17 protein-coding genes are annotated in these 16,743 nt (G+C 44.2%); 8 read left to right on the top strand and 9 right to left on the bottom strand.

Going from position 1 to position 16,743, the window contains the following annotated elements; all coding sequences use genetic code 11:
• Nucleotides 1-30 precede the first annotated feature (30 nt).
• The gene (locus tag OCU87_RS13030) at nt 31-1,491 is read right to left on the bottom strand and encodes an aminoacyl-histidine dipeptidase (RefSeq protein WP_261857354.1); all 1,461 of its coding nucleotides are present in this window, start codon (nt 1,489-1,491) and stop codon (nt 31-33) included.
• 1,350 nt (nt 1,492-2,841) lie between these two features.
• On the opposite strand from OCU87_RS13030, the gene OCU87_RS13025 reads away from it, so the two are divergent.
• The 6 genes from OCU87_RS13025 to OCU87_RS13000 all read left to right on the top strand — a co-directional run bounded on the left by OCU87_RS13025 (nt 2,842) and on the right by OCU87_RS13000 (nt 9,358).
• Nucleotides 2,842-4,131 (top strand): NCS2 family permease, encoded by a 1,290-nt coding sequence (locus OCU87_RS13025; protein WP_062687959.1) that lies wholly within the window; start codon nt 2,842-2,844, stop codon nt 4,129-4,131.
• Between the two features lie 46 nt (nt 4,132-4,177).
• On the top strand, nt 4,178-4,636 hold the full coding sequence (gene gpt / locus OCU87_RS13020; protein ID WP_062687960.1) for a xanthine phosphoribosyltransferase: 459 nt from the start codon (nt 4,178-4,180) through the stop codon (nt 4,634-4,636).
• Nucleotides 4,637-4,884: 248 nt separating this feature from the next.
• Complete coding sequence (frsA, locus tag OCU87_RS13015) at nt 4,885-6,147, top strand: esterase FrsA (RefSeq protein WP_094957199.1); 1,263 nt, start codon at nt 4,885-4,887, stop codon at nt 6,145-6,147.
• 154 nt (nt 6,148-6,301) lie between these two features.
• Nucleotides 6,302-6,709 carry a sigma factor-binding protein Crl gene (crl, locus tag OCU87_RS13010; protein WP_261857353.1) on the top strand — a complete coding sequence of 136 codons (408 nt, stop codon included), beginning with the start codon at nt 6,302-6,304 and terminating at the stop codon, nt 6,707-6,709.
• Nucleotides 6,710-6,827: 118 nt separating this feature from the next.
• A complete protein-coding gene (gene proB, locus OCU87_RS13005) occupies nt 6,828-8,045 on the top strand; it encodes a glutamate 5-kinase (RefSeq protein ID WP_390959984.1) in 1,218 nt (405 codons plus the stop codon).
• A 71-nt stretch (nt 8,046-8,116) separates the two neighbouring features.
• On the top strand, nt 8,117-9,358 hold the full coding sequence (locus OCU87_RS13000; protein ID WP_083540791.1) for a glutamate-5-semialdehyde dehydrogenase: 1,242 nt from the start codon (nt 8,117-8,119) through the stop codon (nt 9,356-9,358).
• Nucleotides 9,359-9,498: 140 nt separating this feature from the next.
• Here OCU87_RS13000 and OCU87_RS12995 read toward each other — a convergent pair whose 3' ends face one another.
• The 5 genes from OCU87_RS12995 to OCU87_RS12975 form a co-directional block, all read right to left on the bottom strand.
• Complete coding sequence (locus tag OCU87_RS12995; protein WP_261857352.1) at nt 9,499-9,726, bottom strand: DUF2897 family protein; 228 nt, start codon at nt 9,724-9,726, stop codon at nt 9,499-9,501.
• Nucleotides 9,727-10,422: a M15 family metallopeptidase gene (locus OCU87_RS12990; protein WP_261857351.1), complete on the bottom strand. Its 696-nt coding sequence runs from the start codon at nt 10,420-10,422 to the stop codon at nt 9,727-9,729.
• The gene (gene dapE, locus OCU87_RS12985; protein WP_261857350.1) at nt 10,422-11,552 is read right to left on the bottom strand and encodes a succinyl-diaminopimelate desuccinylase; all 1,131 of its coding nucleotides are present in this window, start codon (nt 11,550-11,552) and stop codon (nt 10,422-10,424) included. The genes OCU87_RS12990 and dapE overlap by 1 nt, the downstream gene beginning before the upstream one ends.
• A 14-nt stretch (nt 11,553-11,566) precedes the next feature.
• Nucleotides 11,567-11,932 carry an ArsC family reductase gene (locus OCU87_RS12980; protein WP_261857349.1) on the bottom strand — a complete coding sequence of 122 codons (366 nt, stop codon included), beginning with the start codon at nt 11,930-11,932 and terminating at the stop codon, nt 11,567-11,569.
• Between the two features lie 100 nt (nt 11,933-12,032).
• Nucleotides 12,033-12,431, bottom strand: a complete 399-nt coding sequence (locus OCU87_RS12975; RefSeq protein WP_062687966.1) for an MAPEG family protein — start codon at nt 12,429-12,431, stop codon at nt 12,033-12,035.
• 453 nt (nt 12,432-12,884) lie between these two features.
• Between OCU87_RS12975 and OCU87_RS12970 the strand changes: the two genes are divergently transcribed.
• Nucleotides 12,885-13,163 (top strand): winged helix-turn-helix domain-containing protein, encoded by a 279-nt coding sequence (locus OCU87_RS12970; protein WP_062687967.1) that lies wholly within the window; start codon nt 12,885-12,887, stop codon nt 13,161-13,163.
• A gap of 99 nt (nt 13,164-13,262) precedes the next feature.
• On the opposite strand, the gene OCU87_RS12965 is transcribed toward OCU87_RS12970, so the two are convergent.
• The 3 genes from OCU87_RS12965 to narQ are packed head-to-tail and all read right to left on the bottom strand — an operon-like array spanning nt 13,263 to nt 15,927.
• The gene (locus OCU87_RS12965; RefSeq protein ID WP_094957194.1) at nt 13,263-13,598 is read right to left on the bottom strand and encodes a DUF4156 domain-containing protein; all 336 of its coding nucleotides are present in this window, start codon (nt 13,596-13,598) and stop codon (nt 13,263-13,265) included.
• Nucleotides 13,599-14,225 carry a response regulator gene (locus tag OCU87_RS12960; protein ID WP_062687969.1) on the bottom strand — a complete coding sequence of 209 codons (627 nt, stop codon included), beginning with the start codon at nt 14,223-14,225 and terminating at the stop codon, nt 13,599-13,601.
• Between the two features lie 10 nt (nt 14,226-14,235).
• Nucleotides 14,236-15,927 (bottom strand): nitrate/nitrite two-component system sensor histidine kinase NarQ, encoded by a 1,692-nt coding sequence (gene narQ, locus OCU87_RS12955; protein ID WP_261857348.1) that lies wholly within the window; start codon nt 15,925-15,927, stop codon nt 14,236-14,238.
• A 322-nt stretch (nt 15,928-16,249) separates the two neighbouring features.
• Here narQ and napF point away from each other — a divergent pair, with 322 nt between their 5' ends.
• Nucleotides 16,250-16,741 (top strand): ferredoxin-type protein NapF, encoded by a 492-nt coding sequence (gene napF / locus OCU87_RS12950; RefSeq protein WP_261857347.1) that lies wholly within the window; start codon nt 16,250-16,252, stop codon nt 16,739-16,741.
• The last annotated feature ends 2 nt before the right edge of the window (nt 16,742-16,743 follow it).

Raw genomic sequence — 16,743 nt, 5'->3', positions numbered from 1 at the left:
TTTGCGGGCGTTTTTGTTTCAGTTGAGCAATTAAGCTTTAACTGGGATGTTCTTCAGAATCGCCACCATTTGCTCCCAGAATAGGGCAACAGTTTCAATCTGTACTTTCTCGTCAGGCGAGTGCGGGAACTTAATCGTTGGGCCAAAAGAAATCATATCCATATTTGGGTATGGTTCTTTAAATAGACCACACTCAAGACCTGCGTGGATCACCATTATGTTTGGTGTACGGCCGTAAATGTCGTTGTAAGTTTCGCGGAATAGCTTCATTACTTCAGAATCAGCATCTGGTTTCCAGCCTGGGTAAGTACCAGAGAACTCACACTGCGCGCCAGCAAGATCAGCAATCGCTTTTAGCATGCCTTCAACAGAGCTGCGACCTGAGTCAATTAGCGAGCGAATAAGGCAAAGAATCGTTACTTTGTCTTCTTCTGTCGTGATAACACCCACGTTTAGTGATGTTTCAACAACACCAGCAATGTCATCGCTCATACGGATCACACCGTTAGGGCAAGCATTTAGTACGGCTAGAAGACGTGTTTGGTCTACTGCTGCAAATACATTGGTTGGAAGCTCAGCTTGCTCAGTAAATAGGGTAATGTCGGTTTCAACACGGCCTAGTTCTGAGCTTAGTACTGCTTGGTAGTGAGTAAATAGGCTGTTTAGCTTATCAACGTTTGCAGCTGGCAGTGTTACAACTGCGTTCGCTTCGCGAGGAATCGCGTTACGAAGGCTACCACCTGTTAGTGAAGCAAGGCGAAGGCCTAGTTCTTCAGCGTGAGCAAATAGGAAGCGACCCAGTAATTTGTTTGCGTTACCACGGCCAGTGTGAATATCACAACCAGAGTGACCGCCTTTCAGGCCTTTAAGAATCATCTTAATAGCTTGATGCTCAGCTGGTACGCCATCGCGTGCAACGTCGAGAGTGATAGCGCCGTCAACACCGCCAGCACAGCCCATGTAAACTTCGCCTTCTTGCTCTGAATCGGTGTTCAGAAGGATATCACCTTCTAACCAACCTTCTTTCAGACCAAACGCGCCTGTCATACCGGCTTCTTCGTCGATAGTTAGTAATACTTCAAGTGGACCGTGCTCTATATCTTTAGCGGCAAGAACAGCTAAACAAGCAGCCATACCCATACCGTTATCAGCGCCTAGCGTTGTGCCTTTTGCTGTTACCCACTCACCATCAATAAATGGTTGGATCGGGTCTTGAGTAAAGTCATGAACTGTATCTTCGTTCTTTTGTGGAACCATATCGATGTGAGCTTGAAGCACGACACCTTTACGATCTTCCATACCCGGTGTTGCTGGTTTCTTAATGAACACGTTGCCTACATCATCACGACGCACTTCAAGGCCTTCGCCTTGTGCAAATTGGATGATGTGCTGAGCTAGTTGCTCTTCGTATTTCGAAGGGTGTGGAATAGAACAGATTTGATCGAAGAATTGCCACACAGGTTGTGGTGACAGTTGGCTGATTTCAGACACAGAAGTCTCCCTTTGAATATCAGTAGTGAGATCCTTTTAATCTAGTTGATGTAGAAGGTCGTCACTGAATTCACTAGATGAATATCTATTAATAAGTCGTATTTTGTAGCACAACTTACTATCCAAGTTAATTCAAGGATACCACTGTGTATGTAGAGGGAACAGGGAAATGTGTCTCAGTAACCACAGTATAAGCGCTAGGGCACGTTATAGAGTAAGCGGCTGCTTCTATCTATGTGCTGTGATTTCTGAATATCTTTTATTGCACAGTTTTGCTCATTTGATCCGTAACTACAGCTCATTGCTAAGAGGAATAACAAAACAATACAAGAGGTGTATTTATTGCGTGATATACCTAATAGTTATTATGGAGCTGGTTGCTTATTTGTTTTGTGTAATTAAATTACACAATTTACAGTCAAAGCTAATTTTTCTAGAAAAAGTGTGACGTAGTTAAAGAAAATGCTTGTAAGTAAATTACGATGTGGTTATAGTTTCTGCATCTTATGAAGAGATGACAACGACACACTAACTGTTCAGGATGAACCCGATATATCGCCTCCATGGAACCGAGATTAAGTGCTACCAGTGAAGGTTATTGCTCCAAGGAATTGAGCCATGCTGACTGTGCATGTGTTTGGATAACTTATGAAAAAGGTGATTTAAAATGAAAATATTTGACTCTATTACTACTTATTGGAACAACCGCTCTGTTTACACATCGAACTTCCAATACCCGAGCTACTTCGGTTACTAATTTTCAGAAAATAGTGAGTGATGAACACTATTTTCTTTGAGCAGTATTGTTTACCCCCTTACTTCAGAATTTAAAATAGCTGTATAAAAGTTATTTGCAACATTCTATCGCCACTCCACATTGGGGTGGCGTTTTTTTATCTATCAACTTACTTCCCCCCCTTGCATTACCTCGCATTATTAAATGACGTTCGTATATAGCGTATGAAATTGATTGTGAGTTGAAAGCTGTATTCGATTACATTTACTGTAAAGCCTCATATTCACTACTTAACTTGATAGATTGTTTGTTAATGATAAGTAGACAATTTTAAAGGTGGTGAAATAACACACAGTGCATATGCTTTTAACTTGTTGATTTAAAAGTGTAAAAAAATCAAGCGTAATCGAGTGTTGAGTTTTTTGTTCAGTTGGCACTAAATTACAGCATTCTGCATCTCATTACTGGATCTTCATTGGGTAGAGGCATATAATCGCGCACCTAAACCCAAAATAGCAAACGTTTACCTAATCGTTTACTTAACGTTTATACCAACGCTTGTTGATGAATTTACCTTTATAACTGCTGCGTAAATCTCCAAGGAATCGAGAGCAATGCTTGAGAAACTATTTAAACTAAAAGAACACGGTACAGACGTTCGCACTGAATTACTGGCTGGTTTAACTACCTTTCTAACCATGGCGTACATCATCTTTGTTAATCCAACGATGCTGTCGCAAACCGGTATGGACCACGGTTCTGTTTTTGTTGCTACGTGTTTAGCGGCAATGATTGGTTGTTTCATTATGGGTTTTGTTGCTAATTACCCAGTTGCTCAAGCACCCGGTATGGGGCTTAATGCCTTCTTCACTTACAGTGTGGTAATGGGCATGGGACACACATGGCAGGTAGCACTGGCTGCGGTATTCTTGTCTGGTTTGTGTTTTATTGCTTTAAGCTTATTGAAGGTACGTGAGTGGATCATTAATGCGATCCCATTGTCACTGCGTACGGGGATCTCAGCGGGTATTGGTTTATTCCTTGCGTTCATCGCGCTACAAAACGCAGGCATCGTTGTGGGTAATCCTGCAACCTTGGTGCATGTGGGCGATTTAACCAGCTTACCTGCAGCGTTGGCGGCGTTAGGTTTATTCTTAACGATTGCACTAGTGCACCGTGGTTACAAAGCGGCGGTATTAATTGCGATTCTGGCGGTAACACTGCTTGGTATTTTATTTGGTGACGTGACATATGGCGGCATAATGTCGATGCCACCAAGTATCGCACCTACGTTCTTGCAGCTTGATTTTTCTGGTGCAATGGAAGTGGGCTTAATTTCGATTGTTTTTGCTTTCTTATTTGTCGACTTGTTTGATACCGCTGGCACGTTAGTGGGTGTGGCAACAAAAGCAAATTTGATTGGTGAAGACGGTAAATTACCGCGTCTAAACCGAGCATTATTAGCCGATAGTACAGCAACATCTGTTGGTGCATTATTGGGTACGTCGAATACTACGTCATTTGTTGAAAGTGTGTCGGGTGTGGCAGTTGGCGGTCGTACAGGTCTAACTGCGGTGACGGTTGGTGTATTATTCTTATGTGCATTGTTTTTTGCCCCATTGGCGGGTATGGTTCCTGCCTATGCGACAGCTGGTGCGCTATTTTATGTTGCCATTCTAATGATGTCTGGCTTAGTAAGTGTTGATTGGCGTGATTTAACCGAAGCAGCGCCAGTCGTGGTGGTGTGTTTATTAATGCCACTGACTTACTCTATTGCTGAAGGTATTGGCCTTGGCTTCATCACTTATGCAGTTGTAAAATTGATGAGTGGTAAAGGACGCGAAGTAAACGCGAGCGTTTGGGTTATTGCTGCACTATTTCTTGCTAAAATTATTTTTCTATAACACAGGTTAACAGTGAACAATTTCGCTGATTAGAGGTTCATCGGATATGAGTAATAAGTTCGTCATTACATGGGATAACATGCAAATGTACACACGTCAGCTAGCAGAGAAACTGCTTCCAGCTGATCAGTGGAAGGGTATTATTGCAGTTAGTCGTGGTGGTTTGGTTCCTGCGGCAATCCTAGCGCGTGAGCTTAACATTCGTCACGTTGATACCGTATGTATTTCAAGTTACGACCACGATCACCAGCGTGAAATGAAAGTGCTAAAACAAGCGGACGGTGACGGTGAAGGTTTCATCGTAATCGACGATCTTGTGGACACAGGCGGCACGGCTGAACTGATCCGCACTATGTACCCAAAAGCGAAGTTCGTTACGGTTTGTGCTAAACCTGCTGGTAAGCACCTTATCGATGACTACGTGGTTGATATTGCTCAAGATACATGGATTGAGCAACCATGGGACATGGCTGTGACTTTCGTTGAGCCTATCTCAAAGAAATAATCTGCTATCACCATAAAGATATACTAAAGAGAGACGCTGATGCGTCTCTTTTTTTTATCTGTACTATATGGCTTGTTCTTCATCAAGAATACCCATAAAAGCCAGGTGTGATGAGTGTTATACTTGGCGTAGTCGGTATATATTATCTCTTAGGTACTATTTTTCGATAATGACTGCTTTTTAGGACTTGTATTTAACTGCAAGCACCCGTTTTTATTGTTGTTATCGTTATTGCTATGGAGAACACTGTGTCTGAACCATCAAAGTCGAATTTATCTGAAAAGCTGTTTGCACCTCGTCAGACATCCAAAGAAACCTCAAGCTTAGTGCGTATAGCTCATCAACAAGCTTCTGGCGTGCACAATGCACTCGATGGCGATACCGAACATGGTTGGTATCGAAGTCTGCGTCGTCCACAATGGATCTGGCAGGGCGTTGATCCGATCGAAATGGAAGCCTTATTTGCCCGTTTAGCGGGAAGTGACTCCGCACGTACCTCGGAAGATCAACTCGATACCGTCGTTGGGTATCGGCCGGGTAACTGGATTTATGAATGGTCACAGTTAGCGGGTCAACACCATAAAAAATCACGTGAATTGGTTGATAACAAGCAGCCTCAAAAAGCCATTGATGAGCTGCTAAAATCCAGTACTTATTACAGTATTGCCGCTTACCCACACTTGAAGGGGGATACGTTAGCGGCACAAGCTGAAGTGCAAGCGAACCAAACTTACCGTGAAGCGATGGAGCTTTCGCCACATCAAATGAAAACTATTGATGTGAAGTATGAAGGTAAAACCTTTCAAGCCTTTATTCATTTACCGCGAACAGACAAGTTACTGCCGACAGTGATTGTGAGTGGTGGGCTTGATACGTTACAAAGTGACTTATGGCCTTTATACCGCGATTACTTAGCACCTGCAGGTTATGCGATGGTGACGCTGGACATGCCATCGGTTGGCCACAGTGCTCGTTGGTCATTAACGGAAGATACAAGCCGTTTACATCAGGCGTTGTTACAGCAAATTAAAGAAGTACCTTGGGTTGATCACCATCGAGTGGCGATGATGGGGCTGCGCTTTGGCGGTAATGCCGCGATCCGTTTAGGCTTTTTAGAGCCAACGCGCTTAAAAACCTGCATCAGTATTGGTGGGGCAATTCATGGTTTCTTATCACAGCCGAAGCTGCTTGATCAAATGCCACAGATGTACCTTGATATGATTGCCTCTCGCATGGGTAAGCATGGCGTATCAAGACAAAGTCTGCTTGCGCACTTGCCGGCATGGTCGCTAAAAAATCAAGGGTTATTAGGGCGCCGTAAAGTGGATGTACCTATGCTGGGTATCAGTTTGAAGAACGATCCTGTGTGTCCTGAAACCGATAACCAGTTGATTGCTATATCGAGTTATGGTGGAAAGGCAGTGACATTGCCAGAGAAGCCACTGCATGATGGTTACCATCGTGCAATGCTCACTATCATGGACTGGCTGGAAGAGAAGTTAGGGAAATAGCTTAGGTTTGGCAGCATAATTGTAAATATTTTGTTGCCAACTGGGCTTTTTTTAGGCTTAAATGGAATAGTTAGGTTTTGAGAATAAGCAGTAAGTTATTGGTTGTTAAGTCAATAGCAAATTGCGTACTGTAACTATGGATAGGAGATACGCGATGACGACTCAAACAGCTTTTCCACCTTATGGCCGCCTATTAACAAAATTAACTGCGATCGGCCCTTATTTACGCAAGCAACAATCAAAAGAAGGTGCTTTTTTCTTTGATTGTCTGGCCAGTTGTATTAGCGCTAAAAAAGAGCCTCATGAACGTGAGTTTTGGGGCTGGTGGCTAGAGCTCAACGCCAGCGAAAAAGGTGGATATGAATACCGTTATTTCTTTGGCCGATATAACAGTGCAGGTGAATGGGTAGAAGATAAAGTACCAGCTAAACACAGTGAAGCGGTACTCAAAACACTGAATGATTTTTACCCAAAACTGACGAAATTGTTAAATGAAACCTTTGAGTTGCCTGTTATTGCGGCAGCTGATTTAAAGGAAGCCGAATTAGGCGCTAGTGACTAACCCCTCTAGCCTAAGTGCGCATTATTGGCGGTACTTAGGCTTTTCTCCTCAAGAATAAAGAAAATCACCCTTTCTCGCAGTATTTTCTTGTGATTTGTAGGTGGGATTGATAAAACAAATGAACAAAAATTTGTTCACTAATTTGTTTGATCCCATGGCAGAAAATACATACCTAAATGCAAAAGAGCAGGACCTCGCGGGAACTCATACAGCACAGTCTGAGACCCAAGCGGTAAAGCAAAAAACTGTAGTTGTTAAACTTGGTACTAGCGTACTAACTGGCGGTACATTGAAACTCGATCGCGCTCACCTTGTTGAGCTGGTTCGTCAGTGCGCCCAGTTACGTCGTCAAGGTCATAAAGTTATCATCGTAACGTCAGGTGCTATTGCCGCCGGTCGCGAGCATTTAGGTTACCCCGAACTGCCCAAAACCATGGCCAGCAAGCAGTTACTTGCCGCTGTTGGTCAGAGTCGCTTAATTCAAGAGTGGGAGCACCTTTTTGGCATTTATGGGCTGCATGTCGGTCAAATGCTATTAACCCGTGCAGATCTTGATGATCGTGAGCGTTATCTGAATGCGCGCGACATGATTGTCGCCCTGCTTGATAACGGTATCATTCCTGTTGTGAATGAAAACGATGCGGTTGCCACCACTGAAATCAAAGTGGGCGATAACGATAACTTATCAGCTTTAGTGGGGATTTTAGCGGGAGCAGACAAATTACTGTTACTGACAGACCAACCTGGCTTATTTACCGCTGATCCTCGTAATAACCCAGATGCAGAACTGATCCGCGAAGTACACACCATAGATGAAACGCTGCGCAAACTAGCAGGTGGTAGTGTGGGCGGTTTAGGCACTGGTGGCATGGCAACTAAGCTTCAAGCCGCTGATGTTGCACGTCGTGCGGGTATTGAAGTGGTGATTGCTGCGGGTAGTCGTCCTGGTGTGATTGCCGATATTGTGGGTGACACTTCGGTTGGTACGCGCTTTTTACCGCTCGAGTCACCATTAGAAAGCCGTAAGCGTTGGATCCTTGCCGGTCCTCCACCCGCTGGCGATATTATTATTGATACTGGCGCCGCTAATGCGGTACAGCTGCGAGGCAGTAGCTTATTGTCTAAGGGTATTACTCTTGTAAAAGGCAGCTTTGAACGTGGCGCTGTGGTACGTATTTATTCGACGGAAGGTGCGTTGTTGGCTCGTGGGCTTTGCCGTTATAGCAGCAAAGATATGACCAAAATTGCGGGCAAACACAGCCAAGATATTTATCAGGTACTTGGGTACGAATATGGCCCAGTTGCGATTCACCGTGATGACTTGGTTGTCATTTAGTCGCCTTTAGCCTTGTGCTTAACAGCCTCGAAAAGATAAGAATAAAGGGAAGCATTGTGAACTTAGAATTAATGGGTAAAGCGGCGCAACAAGCGGCGTTTGAACTTGCAACATCATCGACAGCACAGAAAAACCAAGCATTAGCGATTATCGCTGACGAGCTTGATGCAAACCAAGCGGTTATTTTAGCCGCGAACCAGAAAGACATAGATGCTGCCCGTGAATCAGGCATGTCAGATGCTTTAGTCGATCGTCTGTTACTGAACGAAGCGCGTTTGAGTGATATCGCGAACGATGTGCGTAATGTGATAAATCTCAATGATCCTGTGGGCGCAGAGCTAGACAGCCGTGTACTTGAAAATGGTATGCGCCTAAGCCGTCGCCGTGTTCCACTGGGTGTTGTTGGGGTGATTTACGAAGCACGCCCGAACGTGACTATTGATATTGCCGCTCTATGTTTGAAAACAGGTAATGCCAGTATTCTTCGTGGTGGTCGTGAAACTTTCCACTCCAACATGGAGCTAGTGAAAGTGATTCAAGTCGCACTAGAAAAAGCAGGTTTACCAGCGGCTTCTGTGCAATACATTGAAAAGCCAGATCGCGAGTTAGTTTCGCAACTGCTTCGCTTAGATCAATATGTCGATATGATTATTCCTCGCGGCGGCGCGGGTTTACACAAGATGTGTAAAGAGAACAGCACCATCCCAGTGATCATCGGTGGGTTTGGTATCAGCCATGTGTTTGTTGATCAAAGTGCCGACTTATCACGTTCTCTTGATGTGGTTGAAAACAGCAAAGCGCAGCGCCCGTCAGCATGTAATGCATTGGATACATTGCTCGTACATGAAAAGGTAGCGGAAGCTTTCCTACCGCGTTTGGCAGATCGCTTGAACAAAAGTAAAGTCGCGCTAGTGGCAGATGAAAGCGCCTATGACTTACTGGAAGGCAAAGCGTCTGAACTGCGCCATACTGTTGATGGTGATTTCGATACGGAATGGTTAAGCTTCACGCTAGGTGTGAAGGTGGTTAAAGACGTTGATGAAGCCATTGCACATATGCGTAAGCACAATGCGAGCCACTCAGATGCGATTCTAACGAACGATATTCAATCGGCAGAACGTTTCGTGAATGCAGCGGGCTCGGCGGCAGTGTATGTCAATGCATCAACACGCTTCACCGATGGTGCTCAGTTTGGTTTAGGCGCTGAGGTTGCAGTATCTACTCAAAAACTGCATGCGCGTGGCCCTATGGGCTTAGAAGAGCTAACCAGCTACAAATGGGTAGGGCAAGCAGATTACTTGTGCCGCTCATAAATCAGCGATAACTTGCGTACAAAAAAGGTTGCCTCGGCAACCTTTTTTAATGGGTGTAATAACAGTCTATAACCTAGTGATCAGTGATTGTAATCAGTAAAAACGATCAGGTGCTTAGTTAGATTGGTATAAATATAAGCTTATTTTTTCGTGTTATTTATGTCTGACGGAGACTCTTCACTGATTTGCTTAGCATTTTTTTCTTCTTCTGCTAATGCTTGTTCACGATCGTGTTTTTCTTTTAAATATTTGATTTTATCTTTGTCGCCAAATTTCATATTGGCGGTGTACTTCAAAGCCATAATATTACTGACAACAACACTTAATATGACAGCTGTGATCACCCACGGATTCAGTAACCATTCCATTTAGACCTCACAGATATTAATAATGAACCTGTTATAAATACTATCAAGGTTTGCCAAAATCTGCGACTTTCCAGCGACCTGACTTTGGTTAATTGTGCGATGGAGCAACTCTAATGTGAAGTGCTGTAATAATGGTTGGCTGACGGTGTGATAGCTGAGGTGCCAAGGTTCAGCAGAGACACCACCAAGATCATTTTTATAGGGTAAATAAAAACCGTATTTAGCCATGTGCTCCGTTAACCATTGGGCTAGTTCGGCTTGGTGCCCACCATCTTGGTATTCCCATGGTTCTAATTGGAGTTGGACGCCCACAGGGAGACAGTTGCGGGCATAGATATCGATATCTGTTCCCCAATGATGCCGACTCGCCCCCGGAAGAGCAGACCAACGTAGGATCGCCATGATCTTTTCTTTATCAGACAATAACTCAGGATCTAATGGCTGGCTATTATGATCCAGAATCGGGCGCAGACCATTGAATTTATTATCCCAAATCATTTGTTGGCGTTCGAACGAGCGAAAGCCACTGGCAAGGCATAGCTCAAAGCCTGACTTTTTCGCTGCTTGCTGCATAGCTAAAAAATCAGGTTCAATCGCCTGATGAATAAAGTGCTGCTGGTGGCTAACAAGGTGATCGGTTGATTGGCCGGTTAGCAGCCCATCGCTAATGCGATGGGCAAATGGAGTGGTCGGCATTAGAGCGCGTTTTCCAATACTTTTTGGTACATATCGGTCAGCTTTTCAAGATCAGCGACTTTTACGCACTCGTTAACTTTATGAATAGTGGCATTCACCGGGCCTAGTTCAACCACTTGGGCTCCTGTACGGGCGATAAAGCGCCCATCAGATGTCCCACCCGTGGTTAATAGCTCAGGACGTTTGTGATTGACCGTTTCGATTGCCGTTACAACAGCATCAAGTAGGGTGCCGTGATCGGTAAGGAAAGGTTGGCCACTTAACGTCCATTTAAGATCGTAATCTAACCCATGTGCGTCCAGCACAGAATGCACTTTACGTCTGATGTCTTCATCCGTTAGCTCTGTACTGAAGCGGAGGTTAAACTGCACCTCGAACTCACCAGGGATCACATTGGATGCCCCTGTTCCTGCTGCAAGATTGGCAATTTGAAAACTGGTGGGTGGGAAGTACTCATTGCCGTTATCCCACGTAGTGGCTGCTAACTCTGCCAGTGCAGGCATGGCGCGGTGAACTGGATTATCAGCAAGGTGTGGATAGGCGACATGGCCTTGTATGCCTTTTACCGTAATATCACCCGTAATCGAACCACGACGGCCATTTTTCACCACATCACCGACTTCATGGGTGCTAGAGGGTTCACCCACAATGCACATATCGATCTTTTCGTTACGTGCTTCTAGGGTGTCAATCACACGGGTTGTCCCGTTAATGAATGGCCCTTCTTCATCTGATGTGATCAATAAGGCGATTGAACCAGCATGGTTAGGGTTTTCAGCAATGAATCGTTCAATAGCAACAATCATACACGCCAGTGAACCTTTCATATCCGCTGCGCCACGACCATGTAAGTAACCATCGATAATGGTTGGTTCAAACGGAGGGGTATGCCATAGCGCGACCTTGCCTGAAGGGACCACATCGGTGTGGCCTGCAAAGACAAACAATGGCGCTTCACTGCCACGACGAGCCCAGAGGTTAGTCGTATCTTCAAATACCATGGTTTCTATGATGAAGCCGAGTTTTTCAAGGCGTGCAATCATAACGTCTTGGCAGCCTGCATCCTCAGGCGTGACGGATTGGCGACTAATAAAATCTTTGGCCAGTGCAATTACCGGGCTTTCTGACATCCTTGTATCCTTCCTTATTTCGCTGCAACGTGAGATGCAAAGATCTCTTGATATTGCGCAGGTTTAAAGCCGAGGTAATGGCTTTCGTTGTGAACAAGCAGAGGACGCTTGATCATTGCTGGGAACTCCAGCATTAAGCTGATTGCCGTGTCGCGGTTTAGGCCATCTTTTTGCTCATCGCTGAGCTGACGGTAAGTTGTGCCACGCTTATTAACCATTGCCTCCCAACCCAATGCCGCTTCAAATGCTTCTAACATTTCTAGATCTAAGCCCTCGACACGGTAATCGTGAAATTGGTACTCAATATTTTCAGCTTCAAACCACTTTTTCATTTTCTTGATGGTGTCGCAGTTTTTGATGCCGTATGCAGTTGTTTTCATTGTGAGCCGACTTACCTAATGAGTTATTAAAATGAGGTATAGCTCTCCTTTATAACCAGAATGAGACCTAGGTGCAACACGGAGGGACATTGATTTTGTCTTAGGATGTAACCACAGTTGCCATCTTTATCAGCCAGCCACAAGCCACGATACCCAGTGTAAAAACGATGGTACGCCAAGGGCTGAGCTTAAAGATGTAGCAAAGGATATATAGCGCCCGTGACACCACGAATAAGTACGCAGGTAAGGCCGCTTGATGGGCGGGTACACCAGCAAGGTGCGCAATGAAAACACAAATAGCAAAGACTGGAATAGCTTCCCACCCATTTGCTTGGGCTGCTTTTATACGCGCTACCGCGCCAGTTAATTCGCGTTCTTGTACTCTTGGCTGATTGATATCGAAATGGCCTGTCGAGCGTTTTGTTAACCAACTTCCTAGCCCTGCGAGGGCATAATTGATGACGATTAAAACCAGAATACTCCAGAATGCTGGGGTCATACGGCGGTGTCCTTATATGTATGCGGAGGGAATATTGTCAGTGTAGATGTTCAATGGCTTTTGAAAAAGAGAATGAAACAAGAAGAGGTGGCAGATTCAGCATGATTAAAACGCAGTTATGACAGGGAGTTATCATGAATCAAAGAGAGTGTTGCTTACGAAGTGAGCAAATTATTGCTGTTGTGAGTAAATGCTTACTTGCCGGTAGCTAAAATGGTTGCAGATAAACACCACGAAAGTGTGATGGATGCCCACTTATAGGATGGAATATACGGTAAACAGACTCGCATATTGATCAAACTCAACATGTCATTTTAGATTGTCGCAATAATGAGTGCGCCTTGTTCGTTCAAGGCCTTTGCCAAGGATATACCTATTTGAGTAGTTATTTGCCGTCATTTTTAACGACGATCGCTTCAGATGATTACTCAAATGAGTATTGTGGAGGTCTCAATGGAATTGAATCCAGTTTTTGCACGCCGCCTTTATTTGGCTTTATTAGTTGAACATATCGAACGTCCTAACGTCCCTAAATTGATCGAGAAAACGGGCTGGCCTCGTCGAACTATTCAGGATGTATTAAAAGCATTACCCGGTTTGGGTTTTGAGTTGACCTTTATTCAAGATGGTAAGCGTCATAACGATGGCTACTATAAATTGAGTGATTGGGGGCCGTTTGATCCCGCTTGGGTTGAAGATCGTGAACCGGATTTAATCAGCGCGTTGGCTTAGCTTCTATACGTTAGTGTTAATATGTCATCAAAAGAAAACCGCCTTTCGGCGGTTTTTTTGGATTGTTGTTTGCGAAGCGTTGACTTGGCGTTAAGTGTCTTATTTTTTCGACGGGCAGTAATAGGCATTGCCGATATAAGTGACAGAAGAAGCATAAGGAACTGGCTGACCCAATAAAACAGTATTAGCCCCAACGGAAGCAGCTTGGTTGCGTAGTTGGTTCAATGCGCCTTCTACTAGTGAGTCATTGGCAAGTAACCAAAAGTTGTACCATGACCCCTCTGATCCCACTAGTGTGCTTTTTAGCTGGCATTGCTGGCTGGTAGTTTCCACATTCCAAACAATATCAACCTGTTTACCTTTCAGTGTGACAGGGGTGGTTGTACAGCCATTCAAAGTCAATAGCACAAAGCCAAGTACAAAGTACTGTTTCACTTATAGCCCTTGCGATTCTAAGTACAGTACCGTTGCTGCTGTACGCGATTTCACTTGCAGTTTTTTCAGCAAGCTTTTCATATGCACTTTCACGGTAGCTTCTGAAATAAAGAGAGTATCCGCAATTTGTTTATTACGGTGACCTTTGGCGACTTCTTGTAAAATCTGGGTTTCACGATCGGTAAGGCTATCAAGCAAGCTGTCTTGCTCAACATTATCGGTCAGGTATTCTTTCACTAAACTGCTGTAGGCTTTACCACCACACATGGCTTCTTTCAGTAAACGGATTAGTTCATCGGGCTCGGTATCTTTTAGTAGGTAACCGTCAGCACCTGCTTGGATCAGTGTCTTAACGTCGTTACGGCTGTCAGAAACGGTTAATACCACAATGCTGCTCTCGATCCCTTCCGCTCGCATGGTGTTTAACGTATCTAAACCTGACATGCCTTTCATATTTAAATCTAACAGGATTAGATCGGGTTCTTTTTCATGGGCTAACCCAAGGGCATCTGCGCCATTGCTTGCTTCTGCAACCAATTCAAAATCGGGTTCAAAACTGAGTAACTGGCCAATACCACGACGCATTAGCGGGTGGTCATCGACAATCATTACTTTCCAACACGTCATTTTATTATCCTTATGGCGCTAGCAAGAAACTGAGCGTAACGCAGCAGCCTTGCTCTGGCTCTGAGGTTATTGTTACTTCACCATTTAAGCGATCTGCCCGTTCAGCCATAATAGCTAACCCGTAATGGTTGAGTTTTTCGTTACTTTGATCGAAGCCTAGGCCGTCGTCGCAGATAGTGATGCTGACCTGCTCATGCTCTTGCTGGCAAGTAATGATGATTTCATCTGCTTGCGCATGCTTGATCGCGTTGAGCGTGGCTTCTCGGATCAATTGTAATAAGTGTACTTGGCGGTGCGCATCGAGATTAAGTGATGATAACTGATTATCGATGATTATCATCGAATCTGTTTGCTCATCAAGTGGTTTCATTATCTCAACAAGGGCCTCACCAAAATTGGCTTCTTTAATGGTTAAACGAAAAGTGCTTAACAGTTCTCTAAGCTGGGTGTACGCACTTGATAGACCGTTATCTATTTCGGCAATTATCTGTTCTGCATGTTCATGTTCTTGCTTTGCCAGTTGGCGCTTTAGTAATGTGACCTGAATTTTCAAATAAGACAGTGACTGGGCAAGCGAATCATGAAGTTCACGTGCAATGGTGGCACGTTCTTCCATTAATAGTAATTGATCTGCCTGCTTTTGAGCTCGGTTATAGTAAATACCGCGGCTTAATAGCCGAGAAACATTATCAATTAAGGCGTGATCAGGGCAGGGCAAGGTTTCTTGCCATTGCAGTTGTCCCATGACTTGGCCATCTAACATCAGGTCGTGATGATGCCAGTGACGTTCTGTGGAGATGCCTGCTTTTATGACGGTTTCAGCCCCATTGTTTTCATCAATCGTTAGTGTAACCGCCGTTAGGCCTTCAATCTCGACCAAGGTATCGAGCATGTTTTTAAAGTTCTGAGTGGTTAAACGTGTAACTGATAGCTCTTGAGAGCAGTTGTACAGCACTTGTAATGATTCATTCGCGTGACGTAATCGACGTGTTTTCTCATTCACCGACTGTTCTAAATTACGGTAGTGTTTGCCTAACTCGGCTGCCATTTTCGAGAAAGTACCCGCTAAAATGCCAAGTTCGTTGTCACTTTTTACCTCGATCTTCACATCAAAATCACCGCTCTGTACTTGCTGACTTGCCGCAACAAGTTGGTTCAATGGGCTGACGATTTTTCGTTGAGTGAAGTGAATGGTAAACAACGCTATTACTAAGATCAGGCTTAAACCAACCCCTCCGGTAATGGATAAAATTTGCAGTTTTATGACTGAAAATTCCTGCAACTCAAACACGAACCTATCAATGTTATCGACAAAGGTTGCGACTTCATGGACAAAACGTGTTTCGTTTTCCGTTGCTAGCGAAGGATTCAGGTTTTCCCAGCGGTTAATCAAACTGTAGTAATGGCGTTGAATATCAGCAGGCACTGTCCAGTGCTCGAGCGCGGCCATAGAGGGCGAAAAAAGGGACTGCTCAAATTGGTCAAGGTGGTCATTGAAAAGTGGAGACTCAGCTTGAATATCGTACGCCAGTCGGTAGCTCTGCATTCGCAACGATCCAGATACATTGATTGCCTCAGCATCATTCAAGCTGGATGCAAGGGTCAGTAAAGCAAAGCTGGTGGTTGCAATCGAGAGTAGCAAGATGGCCAACATGGCACGAGCAATGGTCGTTGTGACTGGCTTTTGTGGCCTATTCTGCACGCAGCATCCTTATGTTCTATTATTTTTAGTAGTGATAAGAAGAGTGGTTAAATTCTTATCACTACGGTTATTGATGCGATTGTAAACTAAATAGTGTGAGGGTTGTCATTTCAGTTTATTGATCCAGAACAAATAAAGCAGTTAATTAACCCTAACTGGGTATTTAAGCATTTGTTAAGAGTTCTAAACTTGCCGTGAAGAATAATGAGCAATTATGAACAGCATTTGAGGTCGTTAATACCTTTTAAATATGTACATGAATAATTGCAAACCAATATCTGTTCATCTTATTTCATAAGTGTGGTTTTTGAGGTAGTCATTAATGTTTGATCGTGGACGACGAAACTTGTTATCTCGACGTCGTATCCCAGCCCTACCAAGGATGCCTTGGCTTGTTGATGAAGATACTTTCGTAGATAACTGCACACGATGTAACAAATGTCTCTCAGCCTGTGAAACAGAAATTATTGTAAAAGGCGATGGTGGGTTTCCTACCGTCGATTTTAATCGTGGTGAATGTACCTTCTGCACCCGCTGTGCACAAGCTTGTCCCGAGCCGTTATTCCGCCCTACAACGGAAGCCGCCTGGGATGTAAAAGCACAAGTGACTCAACAATGTTTAGCTCAAAACAACGTTGAGTGCCGTAGCTGCGGTGATATGTGTGAGGTACAAGCCATTCGATTCAAATTACAGGCTGGTGGTGTAGCACAACCCGTTTTTGAATTGGATGTTTGTAATGGCTGTGGTGCATGCGTTGCTACCTGCCCAACATCAGCTATCACCATGATAACCAGCCAACAAGAAGAGAAATAGTA

The sequence above is a fragment of the Photobacterium sanguinicancri genome, assembly GCF_024346675.1.
Taxonomy (GTDB): Bacteria; Pseudomonadota; Gammaproteobacteria; order Enterobacterales; family Vibrionaceae; genus Photobacterium; species Photobacterium sanguinicancri.
The sequence above is the reverse complement of the archived record's forward strand: the minus strand, read 5'-3'. Positions and strand labels throughout refer to the sequence as shown.